Genomic DNA, 15,684 nt, shown 5'->3' on the forward strand with positions numbered 1-15,684 from the left:
GTTGAAAGGCAACTACCAGTTCGTAACAGAACCGTCGCGGCGCTTAAGGTGAGGCGCTTCCCAAAAACGAAAGCTCGCCGCCTGGACCGCCTCCTCGTTGACCTCGACGCCGAGCCCCGGCAGATCGCCGACCGGATAGTCGGTCCCGTCGAGCCGTGGTCGCACGGGGAAGAAGTCGGAATTGTCGAAGCCCAGCTTTGTTTCGGGATCCCTGGTCTCGAGCCACGCGAAGTTGGGTACCGCGGCGGCGAGATGCACGGTCGCGGCCGTGCACACCGGACCAAGGGGATTGTGCGGCATCAGGTCCACATAGTGCGCCTCGCTCCAGCCAGCGACTTTCATCGCCTCGGTAAGCCCGCCGACATTGCAAACATCGAGCCGGTTGAACTGATGAATGCCGCGCTCGATGTAGGGCAGGAACTGCCACTTGCTGGCAAATTCCTCGCCGATGGCAAAGGGGATGTCGGTCATCGTACGCAGGGATTCGTAGGCCTCCGGTGTCTCGTCCCGTATCGGCTCCTCGAGGAAATCAAGCACGCCGCGGCCGAGCTTGTTGCAGAAGCTCGCCGCCTCGGCCACCGACAGCCGATGATGATAGTCGATGCCGAGGACAACGTCGTCGCCCAGCGCTTCGCGCGCCTTGTTTAGCATACTCGCTGTAGCGCCGATCGACTCGCGCGGCTCGAAGATGTCCCTGCTGTTTTGCCCGACGGGGAAGAAGCGGATCGCCTGCCACCCCTGTGCGCGTAGTTCGCGGGCTCGTTCGATGGCAACATCGCCTTCGGCCTCGTCCCCGGTCGAGGCGAAGGTGGGAATGCGGTAGCGCTGCTTGCCGCCTAGCAGCTCGTAGACCGGCACCCCCAGCGCCTTGCCCTTGATGTCGTGAAGGGCGATGTCGATGGCGGAAATCGCCGCCTGCAGAACTCGCCCGCCCTCAAAGTACTGGCTGCGATAAACCTCCTGCCAGATCCGGCCAATCTGCATCGGGTCGCGGCCGATGAGAAACTCGCGATAGTGCTCGACCGCACCGGCCACCGCTTTCTCGCGACCACTCAAGCCGCTCTCGCCCCAGCCGAAGATGCCCTGGTCGGTCTCGACCTTGACGAGCATCTGGTTGCGCGTTCCTACCCACACTGGATAGGGCTTGATCGCGGTGATCTTAAGCTTCTCAGTCATCCGCGCCCACGTTCCAAACGCATCCGCCCTGTCTTAGTTGGCGCCCTGTCTCAGTTGGCCTTGAGGGCCATTTCGGTTTCGCCGTCGAACAGATGCATCCGTTGCTGGTCGAACTCGAGCCAGATCTGTTCATCGGGCGCGACGGCAATGTTCGGCGGCACGCTGACGTTGACGATGGCGCCGGACAGGAACGCCTGCACGAAGGTGACGTCTCCGGTCGGCTCCACCGTGTAGGCCTTGGCCGGAATGGCACCGGGTACCGCGCTCTTGTGCAGCTTGATCGTCGAGTGACGTGCGCCGAGCACGACTTTCCTGGTCGTTGCCCTTGCGACCTTCTGGGCGTTGCGCGGCGAGAGCTCAAAGCTCCAGCCCTCCGCGCCGGTCAACACAGAGTTGCCGTTTGCCGTCGATGCCTGCAGCGGAATAAGGCTCATCGCCGGGCTGCCTATGAAGCTGGCGACGAACATGTTGACGGGATGGGCAAAGACCTGCGCCGGTGAATCATATTGCTGCAGGTAGCCGCCGTTCATCACCGCCATCTTGTCGGCCATGGTCACGGCTTCGAGCTGGTCGTGCGTCACATAGATGATCGTCGCCTTGAGGTCTTGGTGGAAGCGCTTGATCTCCGACCGCATCTGCACGCGCAGTTTGGCATCGAGGTTAGAGAGCGGCTCGTCCATGAGGAACACCGCGGGGTCGCGGACAAGCGCACGGCCCAGGGCCACCCGCTGCTGCTGCCCGCCCGAAAGTTCGCGTGGCTTGCGCTCGAGCAGGTGCGTCATGTCGAGCACTCGCGCCGCTTCCTTGACCTTCTTGTCGATCTCGTCCCTAGGCAGTTTGCGCATCTGCAGCGGGAAGGCCAGGTTCTTGTAAACCGATTTCTGCGGATAGAGCGCGTAGTTCTGGAACACCATTGCGATGTCCCGGTCCTTGGGGTCGAGGTCGTTGACCACCCGGTCGCCGATGACGATGTCGCCCGATGTGATCGAGATCAGCCCCGCGACGAGATTGAGCGTGGTTGTCTTGCCGCAGCCTGAAGGGCCGACGAGCGCAACGAACTCGCCGTCATTGACCGTCAGCGACACGTGGTTGACAGCTTTGAAGCTGCCATAGGACTTGACGAGATCTTTGAGGACCACGTGGGCCATCGGCAACTCCCTAGTGCTTGACCGCGCCTTCTGTAAGGGCGCGTACGAAGTATCGTTGCAGGACGAGGAACAGCACCACGACGGGCACGCTCATCATGAAGCTGGCCGCCATCAGGCCTGGAAAGTCCGTCGTATTTTCCGAGAAGAAGCGCTGGATGCCGACCGGCAGTGTCAACTGGTCGTTCTTGGTGAGGAAGGTGTAGGCGTAGATGTACTCGTTCCACGCGCCGATGAACGAATAGATCGCGGTGGCGATGATCCCCGGCGCCGAGAGCGGCATCACAATCAAGATGAAGGCCTGGAACCGCGTTGCCCCATCGATGCGCGCCGCCTGCTCGAGCTGCACCGGAATGTTGTCGTAAAAGCCCTTGAGCAACCAGATCGCCAGCGGCAGGCCGAAGGTGAGATAGGTGAGGATCAGCGAGCCATGCGTATTCATCAACCCGAGCAGGCGCATCAGGATGAACAGCGGCACGAGAAAGATCACCGCCGGGAACATGTTGCGCAGCAGCACGGCAAAGAACAGGAAGTTCCGGCCGGGGAAACTGAAGCGCGAAAACGCGTAGGCCGCAGGGACGGCGACGATCACCGAGAGGATTGTCGTGACGGTCGACACGAAAAGGCTGTTCCAGAAGAAGCGGAGGAAGTCCTGGCCGACGCTGTTCTGGGGATCGAGCAGTTTCTCGTAGCTGGCGAGGGTAGGTTCGTCCGGCCACCATTGCGGCGGGAATTCCATAGCCGCGAACCCGGATTTGATCGAGGTGATCAGCATCCAGATCATCGGCACCGCGGTGTAAAGCAGCATGAACGCGAGAAAGATGCGCCCGGTCCACCGCCATCCGTCGACGCGCATCCGGCGACGGCTCAGGGCTCGCGGGGCTGTCTCGGCAGTCGTGCTCATGCGCTCCCCTCTTGCCGCTCGTTACCGCTTAGCGCACGGACGTAGAAATAGCCGAGCGTCATCAGGGTGAGGAACAGGAGCACCGAATAGGCAGATGCCACGCCCCAGCGCTGCCGGCCGAAGGCGAGCTCATAAATGTGGGTGATCCAGATATGCGATGCGTTGGACGGCCCGCCGCCGGTCATGATCCAGGGGATGATGAAGGAATTGAAGTTGGCCACGGCGAGCAGCAGGATCGTCACCGTCGAGACGTTGCGCAAGTGCGGAAAGGTGACGTGCCAGAAGCGCTGCCAGGCGCTGGCGCCGTCGACCTGCGCGGCGCGCAGCAACTGCTCGGGCACGGTCTGCAGTCCGGCCATCATCATGATCATGGCAAACGGAAACTCGCGCCAGATATTGACGACGATCAGGGAAGGCAGCACCGTGCTGACGCTGTCGATGAAATTCGGCGGTCGGTCGGCCAATCCGAGGCCGACCAGCACCGCACCGATGATCCCGAAGTCCGAATGATAGATCCACTTCCAGATATAGGAGGCGGCGACCGCGCTGATGACCCAGGGAATGATCAGGATTGCGCGCAGCACACCGCGGCCGACAAACTCGCGGTGGAGCGCCAGTGCGGTGGCAAACCCCAGGACAAAGGCAATCAAAGTGGAGCCCAGCGTCCAGATCAGAGTGTTCCAGGTGACTCTCCAGAACACCTCGCTGGTAAGGATGGTCGCGTAATTGTCGAAGCCGATGAAGGTCTTGTCGCGAAGTTGCAGGCCAGGCGGCGTCTTGAAGAACGACAGCTCGATCGTGTAGTAGATCGGATAGGCGATGACGACGAGCATCACGGCGATCGCAGGGAGCACGTACGCGTAGTCGGCGCGATGCTCCCATATCTCGCGTAACACGCCGGGCCTGCCGGATTGCAATCTTCGGCGAGCCTCGGCCTTGCCGGTCACGATCGTCACTGTGGCGCGCCCTTGTTTCTTCTGAACGAACCGGCTGCACTATCGGTGCAGCCGGTCAGGCCTGGACTAAAGCGCGTCGCGTTTGATCGGCCTCACGCGACGCGCTTTAGGTTGTTATTTTATGCATGTCGTTATCGCAAAACCGCTGCACACCCTCGGGTCAAGGCCCGAGGGCATGCTTTTGCGCGACATGCATCAGAGTCCGCCCATCAGGTCTCTTACCTTCCTGGCCGCGTCGTCCGCTGCCTCGTCGACGGTCATCGCTCCGGTCAGGGCATTCTGCAGCATGTCCGGGACGATGATGTTCATGATCTCGGGAGCCTGCGGCAGTGCTGGGAACGGGATGCCGTATGGCAGCATCGAGGTCGTCACATCGAGGAACTTGATGTTGTCCAGACGTTCCTTCATCCATTTGGTCTTGAAGCCGTTAAGGTTGCCCGGATTCGAGCCGGCGTAGGCCATCTTCAGCGACCATTCAGGGCTCGTCCACATGCAGATGATAGCCTTTGCGGCCGGCTCGTCGACCTTGCCGCCCTCGACATATTCGGGCTTCAGGATGTGAATGTTCGAGCCGCCGAAAACGACCGCGCGCTTGCCGTCGGGGCCAGTGGGAATCAGGCCGTAGCGCATGTTGTCGATGACGGTCTGCGCCTTATCCTTGTCGGCGCCCGTCGCCTTCTTCTGCAGGTCGAGCATGACGTCGTAGTCGGACGGATGCGAGATCATCATGCCGAGCTGGCCGGCGAGGAACAGGGGCTGGTTATCGGCCTGCTGGTTGGTGAGTGCCGAAACCGGAACCGACTTGTCGCGAACATACATGTCGTACGAGGCTTGCAGCGCGGCCTTGCTCTGCGGGCTATCGAGCTTGACCTCCTCATAGGTCGGGTTCGCGGTGGCTTCGTCGAAGACGCCGCCGCCATAGGCCCACAGCTGCGGCATGAAGCGGTACGGCGTATTGCCGGCATTCTTGCGAGCCACGAGGCCGTAACCGGCAATGCCGAGCTTGTCGTGGATCTGCTTGGAATACTTGACGACGTCGTCCCAGGTTGCCGGAGCCTTGTCCGGATCGAGGCCCGCACGCTTGAAGATGTCGGCGTTCCAGATGAACGCCATCGTCTCATTGTTGGTTGGAATGCCGTAGGTCACCCCCTCCCAGGTCACGGCCTTCATGGCGCCGGGCCAGAAGTCCTCGGTGGAATACCCGACATCCTCGGGTTTGAGCGGCTCCAGGTAGCCTTTTGAGGCGAACTCGGTACCACCCAGGATTTGCAGGCGGACCGCCATCGGCGCGGCATTGCCCAGGAGCGCCGTGCGGAATTTGTCAAGAAGGTCGTTATAGGTGAGGGCTTGTTCCTCGAGCTGGATGTTCGGATAGGTCTTGCGGAAGGTCTCGAAGAAATCCTTGTAGTACTGGCGCAAAAGGTCGGGGTCGCCCTCGAACACGCCCTGATACCAGAACGTCAGTCGCCCCTTGTAGTCGAGCGGGGTGACCTTGGCGCAATCGGCCGCCGTGTCAAAATCCTCTGTGCCCGCAATGGAGCGCACATATTCCGGCGACCATTTGCTGAGGTCGACCGGCGCTCCCAGCGCCGATGTGGACATCAGCGATGCCATCAAAGCAGTGGCGACAGTGCCGCGCAGGACCGCACTGCCGAGCGTAATCCTCGTCATAGGTATCCTCCCTGGTTCTCCATGCCGCCCTGCGCCGAGGCAAAGCGGTCTAGCTCGTTCGACCGCGGGACGCCTTTCTGTTCTATGTACCCCTTCGGTCATCTTATACGTTTTCAGATCATGGATTGCCTGTCAACGCGTTGGATCGTACATTGTTTGTGAAAACCGTGTGTGATATCGGGCAGGGTATGTATTTGATTAGGGGAGCCGGTCTTGGCCGAAACAGGTGATTTTAAAGCCAAGCCACCGGTGGAGACTGACCCCATGGGGGCCTCCAGCGAGGGCGCCTCGCTTTATGAACTGATCAGGGAAGACATCATTGAGGGACGGCTCGCCGCCAACGAACGGCTTGTGGTCACCGATCTCGCCCGGCGTCACGGCACCTCGACCAACCCCGTGCGCGAGGCCCTGCAACTCTTGCGCGGGGAGGGTTTTGTCACCTTTCGCCCCAACCGCGGGGCGCGCGTCCGACCCATAGATCAGGATTTTGTCCGGGATATCTATGAAATCGGTGTTTTGATTGAGCCGGCCCTGACGCGATGGTTTGTGAATATGGCGACCGGCGAGGACATCGCAGAACTCGAACGTCTCGAAGGCCTGATTGAAGAGAACAACTTTGCCGACACCTTGAGGCACAGTGAGCTTGATACCGCTTTCCACACCGTGATGTACCAGCGGCACTATAACCGCCATGCCGCCGAACTTTGGTGGAAGCATCGCGAAGTGCTGCGAGCCGTCAGCCGGCGTTTCAATTTCACGCTTGCGCGGCGTGCCGCGATCATTCGCGAGCACCGCGAACTCATCGCGCACGTAAAAGCGGGAGAAGCCGACAAGGCGGCCGAACTCGTTTCCCGCCATGTCGAGGGTTCCGGCCGGCATATTCTCGAACAGATGCGTGCGCGCAACGCCGCTCGGGCCGGATAGGAACGAAGGTCCAGTCTTGAACATCGTTAGCCCTGACGATTTCAGATAAAGGAATTGAGATGAAAATCACGAGCATTCGGCCGTGGCTGATCAAGTCCGATGCTTCCTATTGGGGAGAGTTCCTGTTCGTCGAAGTGACGACCAATGAGGGGGTGAGTGGCTGGGGAGAGATCACCACCACTACAAGGCTCGCCAACCGCGCTCTCTGCACGATCCTGCGGCAGATCGGTGTCGCCGTGACAGGCGAGGATCCAGCGCGTATCGAGCATCTCTGGCACAAGATTTTTCGCAGCTTCACCTACATGGGCAGCCGCGGCGCCGCCGTCGAATGCGTGAGCGCCATCGATATAGCCCTCTGGGATATCCGGGGCAAAGTCCTCGGTAAGCCGATTTACGAGCTGCTGGGCGGACCAGTACGCGATGAAATCGCGCTCTACACCCATCCCAACCAGGCCAAATTCACCAGCAAGGAGGCTGTGGTCCGCGAAATTCTAGACATCGTCGAGTCCGGACACACTGCGCTCAAGTTCGATCCATACCCCCACCAGGGCCGCAGCGCCGATGGCCTGCCCCGCGAACAGCGAGACGGCTACCTCGATGGCAGCATGACCCGCAAGGACGAACGCGAAGCCGCCGAACTCACGGCTCTGATCCGCGAAACGGCGGGGCCTGACGTCGACATTCTCATCGATGCGCCTGGCCGCTTCGACGTTCCCACCGCCATTCGCCTCTGTCGGAGCCTCGAGGAAGCCGGCCAGATCGACTGGTTCGAGGAGCCCTGCCCGCCCGAGAGCCTTAACGCCCTCAAGCAGGTGCGTGAGAAGGTCAGTGCCGCCATCTCGTGGGGCGAGCGCGGCCACACGAAATGGGATTTCGTGCCGGTACTCGAGAACAGGCTCGCTGACTACATCATGCCCGACGTCACCTGGACCGGCGGCATTACCGAACTCAAGAAGATTTCTGCCCTATGCGAAGCCTATTATGTCCCGGTCTCGCCACATGACGCCGCGGGACCGATCAACGTGGTTGCGGGAGCGCAGGTGATGATGACCGTTCCTAATTTCTACAAGCTTGAAACGTCGGAGTGGAACCTGGGCAAATACGATCACCTCATCGACAGACCACTCGACGTCTCGAACGGCAGCCTCAAGCTGACGTCGAGGCATGGCCTCGGTATTGAGATGAACCGCGACTACCTGCAGGCCCACGAGATTGAGCTGGGCTAGCAACGCTCTATGCCGGCCCGGCGTGCGGGCGACAAGCCCCATCCACCAGAACGAGGATAAGTCATGGCAAAGACGGGTGGCGCCGACGAGGCGCTCAATCGGGTGAACGCGAACTCTAAGCCATCCCAGCTTCGCATCACCGACATGCGGGTAGCCGAAATCGTCGGCGCGCCGTTCACCTCAACCCTGCTCAAGATTTACACCAACCAGGGCATCGTCGGGCTTGGCGAGGTGCGCGACGGCGCCAGCGCCACCTACGCGCTGATGCTGAAGAGCCGGCTGCTTGGCGAGAACCCTTGCAACATCGACCGCCTGTTTCGCCGGATCAAACAGTTCGGCGGACACGGCCGGCAAGGCGGCGGCGTCTCGGCGATCGAAATCGCGTTATGGGATCTCGCCGGCAAGGCCTATGGCGTGCCCATCTACCAGATGCTCGGCGGCCGGTTTCGGGAGAAGGTGCGCCTCTATTGCGATACCGACGCTACCGTGCCGAGCGGCACCGAGACCGGCAAGCGCCTCAAGCAGCGCATGGCGCTCGGCTTCACCTTCCTCAAGATGGATCTGGGGCTGATGCAGATCGCCGATGTCCCCGGTGCGGTCGTGTCTCCTGCCGGCTCACTTGAAGGGTACCGGGTCCAGCCCGGCCGCGGCCCGGTCAAGACTCTTGAAGAGCGACGCGCCCGCAACGCCGCCTACGATTTGCATAACGTCCCCCACCCGTTTACCGGCCTCCACTTTTCCGACAAGGGCCTCGACTTGCTTGAGCAGTACATTGCCGAGGTTCGCGAAATTATCGGCATGGACGTTCCGCTCGCCATCGACCACATCGGCCATATCTCGATGCAGAACGGTATTCGCCTCGCCAGGCGGATTGAAAAATACGTGCCAGCCTGGCTCGAGGATGTGATCCCATGGCAGTACACCGAGCAGTACCGACAACTGCAGGACGCCACTACGGTGCCGATCTGCACCGGCGAGGACATCTACCTCAAGGAGGGCTTCGAACCTCTGCTCAAGAGCGGCGGCCTGTCCGTTATCCACCCAGACCTGCTCACCAGCGGGGGCATCCTCGAGACCAAGAAGATCGGCGACATGGCGCAGGACCACGGCGTCGCTATGGCGATCCATATGGCAGAAAGTCCAATCGCCGCAATGGCCGCGGCACATGTCGCGACAGCGACCGAAAACTTCATGGCGCTCGAATACCACTCTGTCGATGTCGACTGGTGGGACGATATCGTCACGGGCGTTCCCAAGCCGCTCGTGAAGGACGGCTTTGTCACTGTTCCGGACAAGCCGGGCCTAGGAATTGACGACGTCGTCGACGAGGTGATCTCGCAGCATCTGCAGCCGGGTGTCACCGGCATCTGGCAGCCCACGGATCACTGGGACAACGAGTATTCCTGGGACCGCACCTGGAGCTGAGGCGAAAGAACCGAACATGAAGATCACCGACCTCCGCTGTGCCGTTATCGGCAAGCATCCCATCGTTCGCGTCGTCACCGATGAGGGCCTCTATGGCCTGGGCGAGGTCGAGTACACCAAGCCCTACCTCAAGCCGTGGGTTCTGCATTTTCGCGAGGCGCTGATCGGCGAGGACCCGACCGACGTCGAGCGGGTGATGCTGAAGATCCGCCAACGCGGCTCTTTCAAGCCCTATGGCGCGGCGGTAAGCGCTATCGAGCATGCGCTGTGGGACATTGCCGGCAAGGCCGCAGGCGTGCCGGCCTACAAACTGCTTGGCGGCAAGGTGCGCGACAAGGTGCGCGTCTACAACGGCTCGATCCGCCAGAAACGCACGGGCGACCGGCCGGAAGATTACGCCGCTGACGTCAAATGGATGATGGAGCAGCCGCAGAACTTCTTCATGATCAAGCAAGGAATCTCGTTCCACTCCAACATGAAGGACACCATCGAGGGCTTCCATTACGGCGTGACGCAGAAGAAGGCCGGCTATCACGGTGCCATGGATCAAGGCGTGATCAGCGAGCGCGGTTTCAATCATATGCTCGACTGCGTGATCGCGATGAAGGAAGTGCTGGGCGACAAGGTCAGCCTGGCGCTCGACTGCGGCCCGGGCTGGATGCTGCCCGATGCGATTAAATTTGCTCGCGCGGTCGAGAAGTACAACTTGATGTGGCTCGAGGACATGCTGACCGGCGACTATGTGCCGTGGGTCAATCCGCAGGCCTATCGGGAGCTGACCACCTCCACCTCGACGCCAATCCATACCGGCGAGCAGATCTACCTGCGCCACAATTTCAAGGAGCTGATCGAAACGCAGGCGGTCCGTATCATCGGTCCGGACCCCGCCGATGTCGGCGGCATCGCCGAGCTGAAATGGGTCGCCGAGCACGCCCATATGCACTCGATCCTGATGGCGCCGCACGGCACCGCGAACGGCCTGCTTGGCCTCGGCGCGTTGATCAATGTCTGCGCCACCTTGCCCGCCAACTATATCGCCTTCGAATATCCGAGCGCCTCCGATCCCTGGTGGGAGGACCTCGTAATCGGCCTGCCGTCGCAGATCGTGACGGACAGCATGGTGGATCTGCTGGAAGCACCGGGGCTGGGCCTCGATATCGACGCCGAAGCAGCCCGAAAGTATCTCAGGCAAGAGGATGCGGGCTTCTTCGACTGAACCATCCTTATTGCCCCACCCTGCACCACGCGGACCGCGTCACGCAAATTGGCATCCAGAATGACCGTTTTGGGCCGGAAGCGGAACGTCCGCTTTCGGGATGATGGGGCTAGAAAGCCGACCTTTCATCCAGGGTAGTGCCGACCGCTTTGCGCCAGAAGCTGGCCTCCGTGATTTCATGTCCAAATATCGCGTTTCAGATCGGATACCTGAGGAACGCCGTTGGCGAGGGTAGCGACGGCATCGACAACGATGGACATAGCGAAGTCGACATCGACACAGGGCGGCTTCGGCCGCCCCTGCCCCACGTTTGATGGCAACGGATGACGTTCAGGGCTCTGTAGCACGGCGGCGACGAGCCCGACACGATGTCGCAGGCGAATCCACGCGACGGGCACCAAGGGCCGTCCCCGACTCTATGTTCCCTTCACGATTCTCGGCTTAATTGGTCGGCGGGATTGAGCCGCACTCTCAAGGGCCAAGGCCAGCCGCTTCTCGTCTTCGATGGCGCGATCGACTGCCTCGATTTCCTCTTGGAGCTCCTTTAGCTTGGCTCCGTAGCTGGAGCCGTCGCTGTCCCCGATCTGAAAGCCGCTTGCCCGCATTGCGTCGCGGGTATGGTGCACGTTACGGACTCCTTCGCGTCGAGTCGCGACCAGGATTTCCCTAAACTCTCCAAGACGTTCAACGTGATTGCGAGTCATTGCGTTCTCCTATTTCGTCGTCATCGGCGCTGACGGCGATTCAGCACGGCTAAAGCTTACGGCGCAGAAGGTTTAAGCGACTCTAAGAGATACGCTCGACAAAGCATGAATGCGGAAGCTCAAATTTGACCGTCTTGCAATAAAGTGGAGCGCGGCAGGAGGAAATTGGCCTGGGACCTGACCGATCACCGACCAGGTGCTAGACTCTTCGGCCAAGCGCGTCTGCTGCTCGGCGCGCTTGCTAGTCCATCCAGCTGCCGATTCTGGATCGCGAGGGTCCGTTTCTGAGCGCACAGCGACGCTGGTCTCGATGTCCGATAAGGGCGCATTGCTGCTCGAGAGCATAGTGGGCCGTAAGCAGTCCGGCAGCTATCAGGAAGCGGCGCAACAAAGCGGCCGTTCTGTTGACGGCCCCTTTGCGGACTCAAAAGCAGGGTTCACAGACGAAGTGAGAACGATAGCGTGGATCCTCTAACAGCGTGCCAAAGCCGAGAAGAAATGCTCCCTGTGCGAGCACAACTGCCACAGCCATGATGCCAACTCCTGAAGCCAGATTGCAAGCCAAGCCGACCGATGAAGAAAAGCGCCAAGGGCGTATCAATGCAACGATTGCGGCTGATGCTAGCAGATAAGCGCTGGAACGCCTAAGACCACGGCATGCATCTCCAGCATAAGGGCGAACGGAGTATCCGCTTTTATCATCGGCTTAATCTCCCCTAAAACCGAAGGTATTCAAGATCGCGACTCCAATGACTGAAGGGTTAGCTTTCCACCATTTATAACCTGCCATTGACGCTGTAGGCGGGATTTAGGCTGCCGCGGATCGGACACCGCCGGCACCGGCGAGTGGTCCAATGATCTTGCTCAACGTCCGCAGCGTCCAGGCCAGCGGCGCCAAAACTATCCTCATCAGAAAAGCCAGGACAAGACAGAGTATAAGGTAGGCCGCAAAGGCGCCGAGCCAGGCCGGGAGACCTGCTTGCTCGGCTATCCAACCGGCCGCGTTTGTCAGAAGGTGAGGTCGCGTGATCGCCACATAAGGAAGTGCGACGACGGCGGCGACACCGGCTGCGGTACCGACGGCGGAAAGCGATTGGAACGCACCTTTGCCAGCAACCCTCAGATTTGCTATCCGCACCGTTCCGCGACTAGCCGCGGCCACCGGTGCCCTCGCAACGCGCAATGCCTTGGCTGCGGCGCCCAAGCCCCCGACGACGATTACCGCATCGAAGGCCGCCCAACCCATCTCGCCCCAGGTCGGAAGCCGCTCGCCGCGGGTGATCACCCCTTCCAGATCGGAAACGCCGCCCAGGACTATGTTCTTCGCACCAAGCAGCGTGCGGGTGAACTGTCTGCGGACTGCTGTTCCGTCAACGATCTCGAACTCCGACAGCATCTCATGCCCGCGATCCTTGAGCTCGTGAATGGCAATAAGCCCATATTGCTCCGGCGAAATCTCGGCGAGGCCGAATCCCACCTGCCGGTCGTCCCACAGGCTCGAGAGGCCCTGACCGACGGTTTCCTGCAACAAGTACTGCGACGATCCATTCTTCACGAAATAAGCAATCACCGGCACGACCGGATGGCCGAGACGGTCGAAAACCTCCACGAAGTCCGCATCCTCGCCATAGACGAGGAACACTCTGGCTGCATCGTCGCCATACTTCGCCGCTGCCTCATGCCAGCCGAGCCCGCCTGCCGCGCAGGCTGCAAGAACCCATGGCCGAGCCTGCTCCACAGCCTTGCTGCTGAGCGGGCAACGGGTGTCGTCCCGGCGAACTTCCTCCGCCAGCGCGGCTCGCATAACCTCATCCTCGAAGTGATGGGGCTCCCGCCATTCCCATCTGAGCGTCAGGACGATCGCCACAACGAGTGGGGCTGCTAGCAGATATCTCATTCTCAAGGGGGCATCCTCCCGCAGTCATGTCATGCCAAGACGTGCCGAAGCTATCAGCCAATCCCGATGAAGCGATCGTTAGTCCTGGGATGTGGTGGAAATTTGCTGGAGGGTGCGCCGACAGCGGACGTTCCGTTTTCCACCAACTTCGCTGGTCATGGTCATTCTATTTTGGTCCGAGATCGGTCCGGCAGCTTCTGGACTCCAGAAATCGATAGCAGACATCCGATCAGTTTGGATTGAAGTCTCCAACTGACCCGTTGAAGACGTTCATCCGCCACCCGGTCAAAAGTCAGGAACGGCTGACGAGCGGTCATTCACCGCGCGGGCAACGGCGCGTTCTGGCTCCGGCGCTTCCATGGGTGTAGGGTTGTGCCCTAACGAGGCGCATATGGCGGTTCCCCCTCTCAATCGGAAGCTGCTGGCGATCTTGGCGGCAGACATGGTCGGCTATTCGAAGGCTATGGAGGCCGACGAGGCTGGCACCATCGCGCGACTCAGAACCATCCGTGCCGAACTGACCGATCCGACCATCGCCCGGCACCATGGCCGGATCGTCAAGCTGATGGGCGACGGCGCGCTCGTCGCCTTCGACAGCGTGGTAGATGCGGTTGCCTGTGCCGCGGAGATTCAAAATGCCGTGGCAGCGCGCAACGCCGGCCTACCGGAGCCTGAGCGCATCGTATTCCGCATCGGGATCAATCTAGGCGATGTGGCGTTGGTGGATGGCGATGTCTATGGTGATGGCGTTAATGTCGCCGCGCGGCTGGAGCAGTTGGCCGAGCCGGGCGTCGTGATGGTGTCGGGTACCGCCTACGATCATCTCCAGGGCAAACTCGACTGGCCGCTCGATTTCGCCGGCGAGCAGCAGGTCAAGAACATCAGCCGCCCAGTGCGGATGTACCGGCTGAGGCTCGATGGCAAGCGGGCGCGCAGGACCTCACGCAAGGCGATGCCGCGCTGGGCCAAGACGGCTGCGGCGGCGATCGTGATGCTGGCTCTGGCGGGTGGTGGGACCTGGTGGTTCTTGCAGCCTGCGCCACTGGGGGCCAAGCCGTCGGTCGCGGTGCTGCCCTTCAATAATTATGGCGGCGACGAGGCCACCGGGCGTTTGGCCGATGGCTTGACTGAGGATATCATCACCGACCTCGCGCGGTTTCCCGAGCTTGAGGTCGTGGCGCGGAATTCGACGGAAGTTTACAAAGGCAAGCCCGTGGATGCCCGCCAGGTCGCAAGTGCGCTCGATGTCGGCTTCATACTGGAAGGCTCTATCCAGCGGCAAAATGGGCGGGTGCGGATCACCGCGCAGTTGATCGATGCAAAAACCGGCAACCATCTTTGGTCGGATCGTTGGGATCGGCCCGCTGAGGACGTATTCGCAGTCCAGACTGAGATTGCAGAGCAAGTCACCAACCGTCTCGGCGGCGGCGTAGGGTTGATTCAGGCGGCCGGGCGGGCTGCAGCCAAACGTAAACGGCCTGAAAACCTGAATGCCTATGATTACTATCTGCTCGGGACCGAGAAGATTGAAAAGCTCACCAAAGCGGATGAGGAGGAGGCCATCACGTTTCTCAACCGCGCCGTCGAGCTGGACCCAGGGCTGGCCCGGGCCTGGGTAGAACTTTACCATGCTCACGTTCTATTGGGTGTGTTTGGTGTCAATCCCGAGAGCAACTTCAAGGCGGCTGCCGATGTAGCCGAACGCGCGGTGCTGCTTGATCCAAATGACGCTGAAGCACACGCGGTGTTTGGTATGAGCCTTGCTGGTAAGGGCGACATCGCCCGCGCCAAGGCTGAGCTGGACACGGCCCTTCGTCTAGCTCCCGGTTCGTCCGAAATCCTGACTTTCTATTCCGGCTACGCAGCACGCTTCGACGAACCCGAACGCGGCGCTCAGATGGTCGATCAAGTAATGCGGCTCGACCCGAACTACCCGATGTGGACGTCCAACTTCTTCTCCTTTGCTTATTTTATGGCCGGCCGGTATGAGGACGCGTTGAAGATGCTGGAACGCATGACGCCTAACAACTACCAAAAATGGAATTGGGTGGTGCGTAGCAGTTCCCTTGCGGCACTGGGTCGAATCGATGAGGCAAATGCTTCGGTTAGGGAAACTCTCAAGCACCACCCGGACTTGACCGTCGAGAGCATCATCAATGAATCCGGCATGAGCACAATGGAGCGCAGTCGGTTCATAGAGACAATGCCGCTAGCCGGCTTCCCGGCGTGCGCCAAGCCCGAGGCGCTGGCGAAACTCGCCAAATCTGTGCGACTGCCGGAATGCGAGGCGGGGAAGGCGAAGCCTCTTGGGCAGCCATAGAACACCCCTGTGCAAAGAAAGGCGAGGGCCGCTGCTCGCCAGCGCGCGAACGGCGCGCGTTGCCAGGAACGACCGCTGTGCATCGAAAGCGACAGTTTACTGGCCAAACTATAAATGGCG

General features: G+C 60.7%; 12 protein-coding genes. 5 read left to right on the plus strand and 7 right to left on the minus strand.

Annotated elements, in window-relative coordinates; all coding sequences use genetic code 11:
- Nucleotides 1-12: 12 nt before the first annotated feature.
- The 5 genes from AC0L3I_RS21390 to AC0L3I_RS21410 all read right to left on the minus strand — a co-directional run bounded on the left by AC0L3I_RS21390 (nt 13) and on the right by AC0L3I_RS21410 (nt 5,852).
- Nucleotides 13-1,176, minus strand: a complete 1,164-nt coding sequence (locus AC0L3I_RS21390; RefSeq protein ID WP_473528132.1) for a mandelate racemase/muconate lactonizing enzyme family protein — start codon at nt 1,174-1,176, stop codon at nt 13-15.
- A 50-nt stretch (nt 1,177-1,226) separates the two neighbouring features.
- Nucleotides 1,227-2,324 carry an ABC transporter ATP-binding protein gene (locus AC0L3I_RS21395; RefSeq protein ID WP_473528133.1) on the minus strand — a complete coding sequence of 366 codons (1,098 nt, stop codon included), beginning with the start codon at nt 2,322-2,324 and terminating at the stop codon, nt 1,227-1,229.
- Nucleotides 2,325-2,334: 10 nt separating this feature from the next.
- Complete coding sequence (locus tag AC0L3I_RS21400; protein ID WP_473528134.1) at nt 2,335-3,225, minus strand: carbohydrate ABC transporter permease; 891 nt, start codon at nt 3,223-3,225, stop codon at nt 2,335-2,337.
- On the minus strand, nt 3,222-4,181 hold the full coding sequence (locus AC0L3I_RS21405) for a carbohydrate ABC transporter permease (protein ID WP_473528135.1): 960 nt from the start codon (nt 4,179-4,181) through the stop codon (nt 3,222-3,224). Before AC0L3I_RS21405 ends, AC0L3I_RS21400 begins: the two co-directional genes overlap by 4 nt.
- Before the next feature lie 195 nt (nt 4,182-4,376).
- Nucleotides 4,377-5,852, minus strand: a complete 1,476-nt coding sequence (locus AC0L3I_RS21410) for an ABC transporter substrate-binding protein (protein ID WP_473528136.1) — start codon at nt 5,850-5,852, stop codon at nt 4,377-4,379.
- Between the two features lie 213 nt (nt 5,853-6,065).
- Here AC0L3I_RS21410 and AC0L3I_RS21415 point away from each other — a divergent pair, with 213 nt between their 5' ends.
- From AC0L3I_RS21415 to AC0L3I_RS21430, 4 genes are all read left to right on the plus strand, one after another.
- Nucleotides 6,066-6,776: a GntR family transcriptional regulator gene (locus AC0L3I_RS21415; protein ID WP_473528137.1), complete on the plus strand. Its 711-nt coding sequence runs from the start codon at nt 6,066-6,068 to the stop codon at nt 6,774-6,776.
- Nucleotides 6,777-6,835: 59 nt separating this feature from the next.
- On the plus strand, nt 6,836-8,002 hold the full coding sequence (locus AC0L3I_RS21420; RefSeq protein WP_473528138.1) for a mandelate racemase/muconate lactonizing enzyme family protein: 1,167 nt from the start codon (nt 6,836-6,838) through the stop codon (nt 8,000-8,002).
- A 63-nt stretch (nt 8,003-8,065) separates the two neighbouring features.
- Nucleotides 8,066-9,427 (plus strand): mandelate racemase/muconate lactonizing enzyme family protein, encoded by a 1,362-nt coding sequence (locus tag AC0L3I_RS21425; RefSeq protein WP_473528139.1) that lies wholly within the window; start codon nt 8,066-8,068, stop codon nt 9,425-9,427.
- A gap of 16 nt (nt 9,428-9,443) precedes the next feature.
- On the plus strand, nt 9,444-10,643 hold the full coding sequence (locus AC0L3I_RS21430) for a mandelate racemase/muconate lactonizing enzyme family protein (RefSeq protein WP_473528140.1): 1,200 nt from the start codon (nt 9,444-9,446) through the stop codon (nt 10,641-10,643).
- A gap of 416 nt (nt 10,644-11,059) precedes the next feature.
- Here AC0L3I_RS21430 and AC0L3I_RS21435 read toward each other — a convergent pair whose 3' ends face one another.
- A complete protein-coding gene (locus AC0L3I_RS21435) occupies nt 11,060-11,347 on the minus strand; it encodes a hypothetical protein (RefSeq protein ID WP_077375425.1) in 288 nt (95 codons plus the stop codon).
- 808 nt (nt 11,348-12,155) lie between these two features.
- The gene (locus AC0L3I_RS21440; protein ID WP_473528141.1) at nt 12,156-13,244 is read right to left on the minus strand and encodes a hypothetical protein; all 1,089 of its coding nucleotides are present in this window, start codon (nt 13,242-13,244) and stop codon (nt 12,156-12,158) included.
- Nucleotides 13,245-13,635: 391 nt separating this feature from the next.
- Here AC0L3I_RS21440 and AC0L3I_RS21445 point away from each other — a divergent pair, with 391 nt between their 5' ends.
- Complete coding sequence (locus AC0L3I_RS21445; RefSeq protein WP_473528142.1) at nt 13,636-15,564, plus strand: adenylate/guanylate cyclase domain-containing protein; 1,929 nt, start codon at nt 13,636-13,638, stop codon at nt 15,562-15,564.
- Nucleotides 15,565-15,684: the final 120 nt, after the last annotated feature.

Source organism: Mesorhizobium sp. WSM4840 (genome assembly GCF_055811755.1).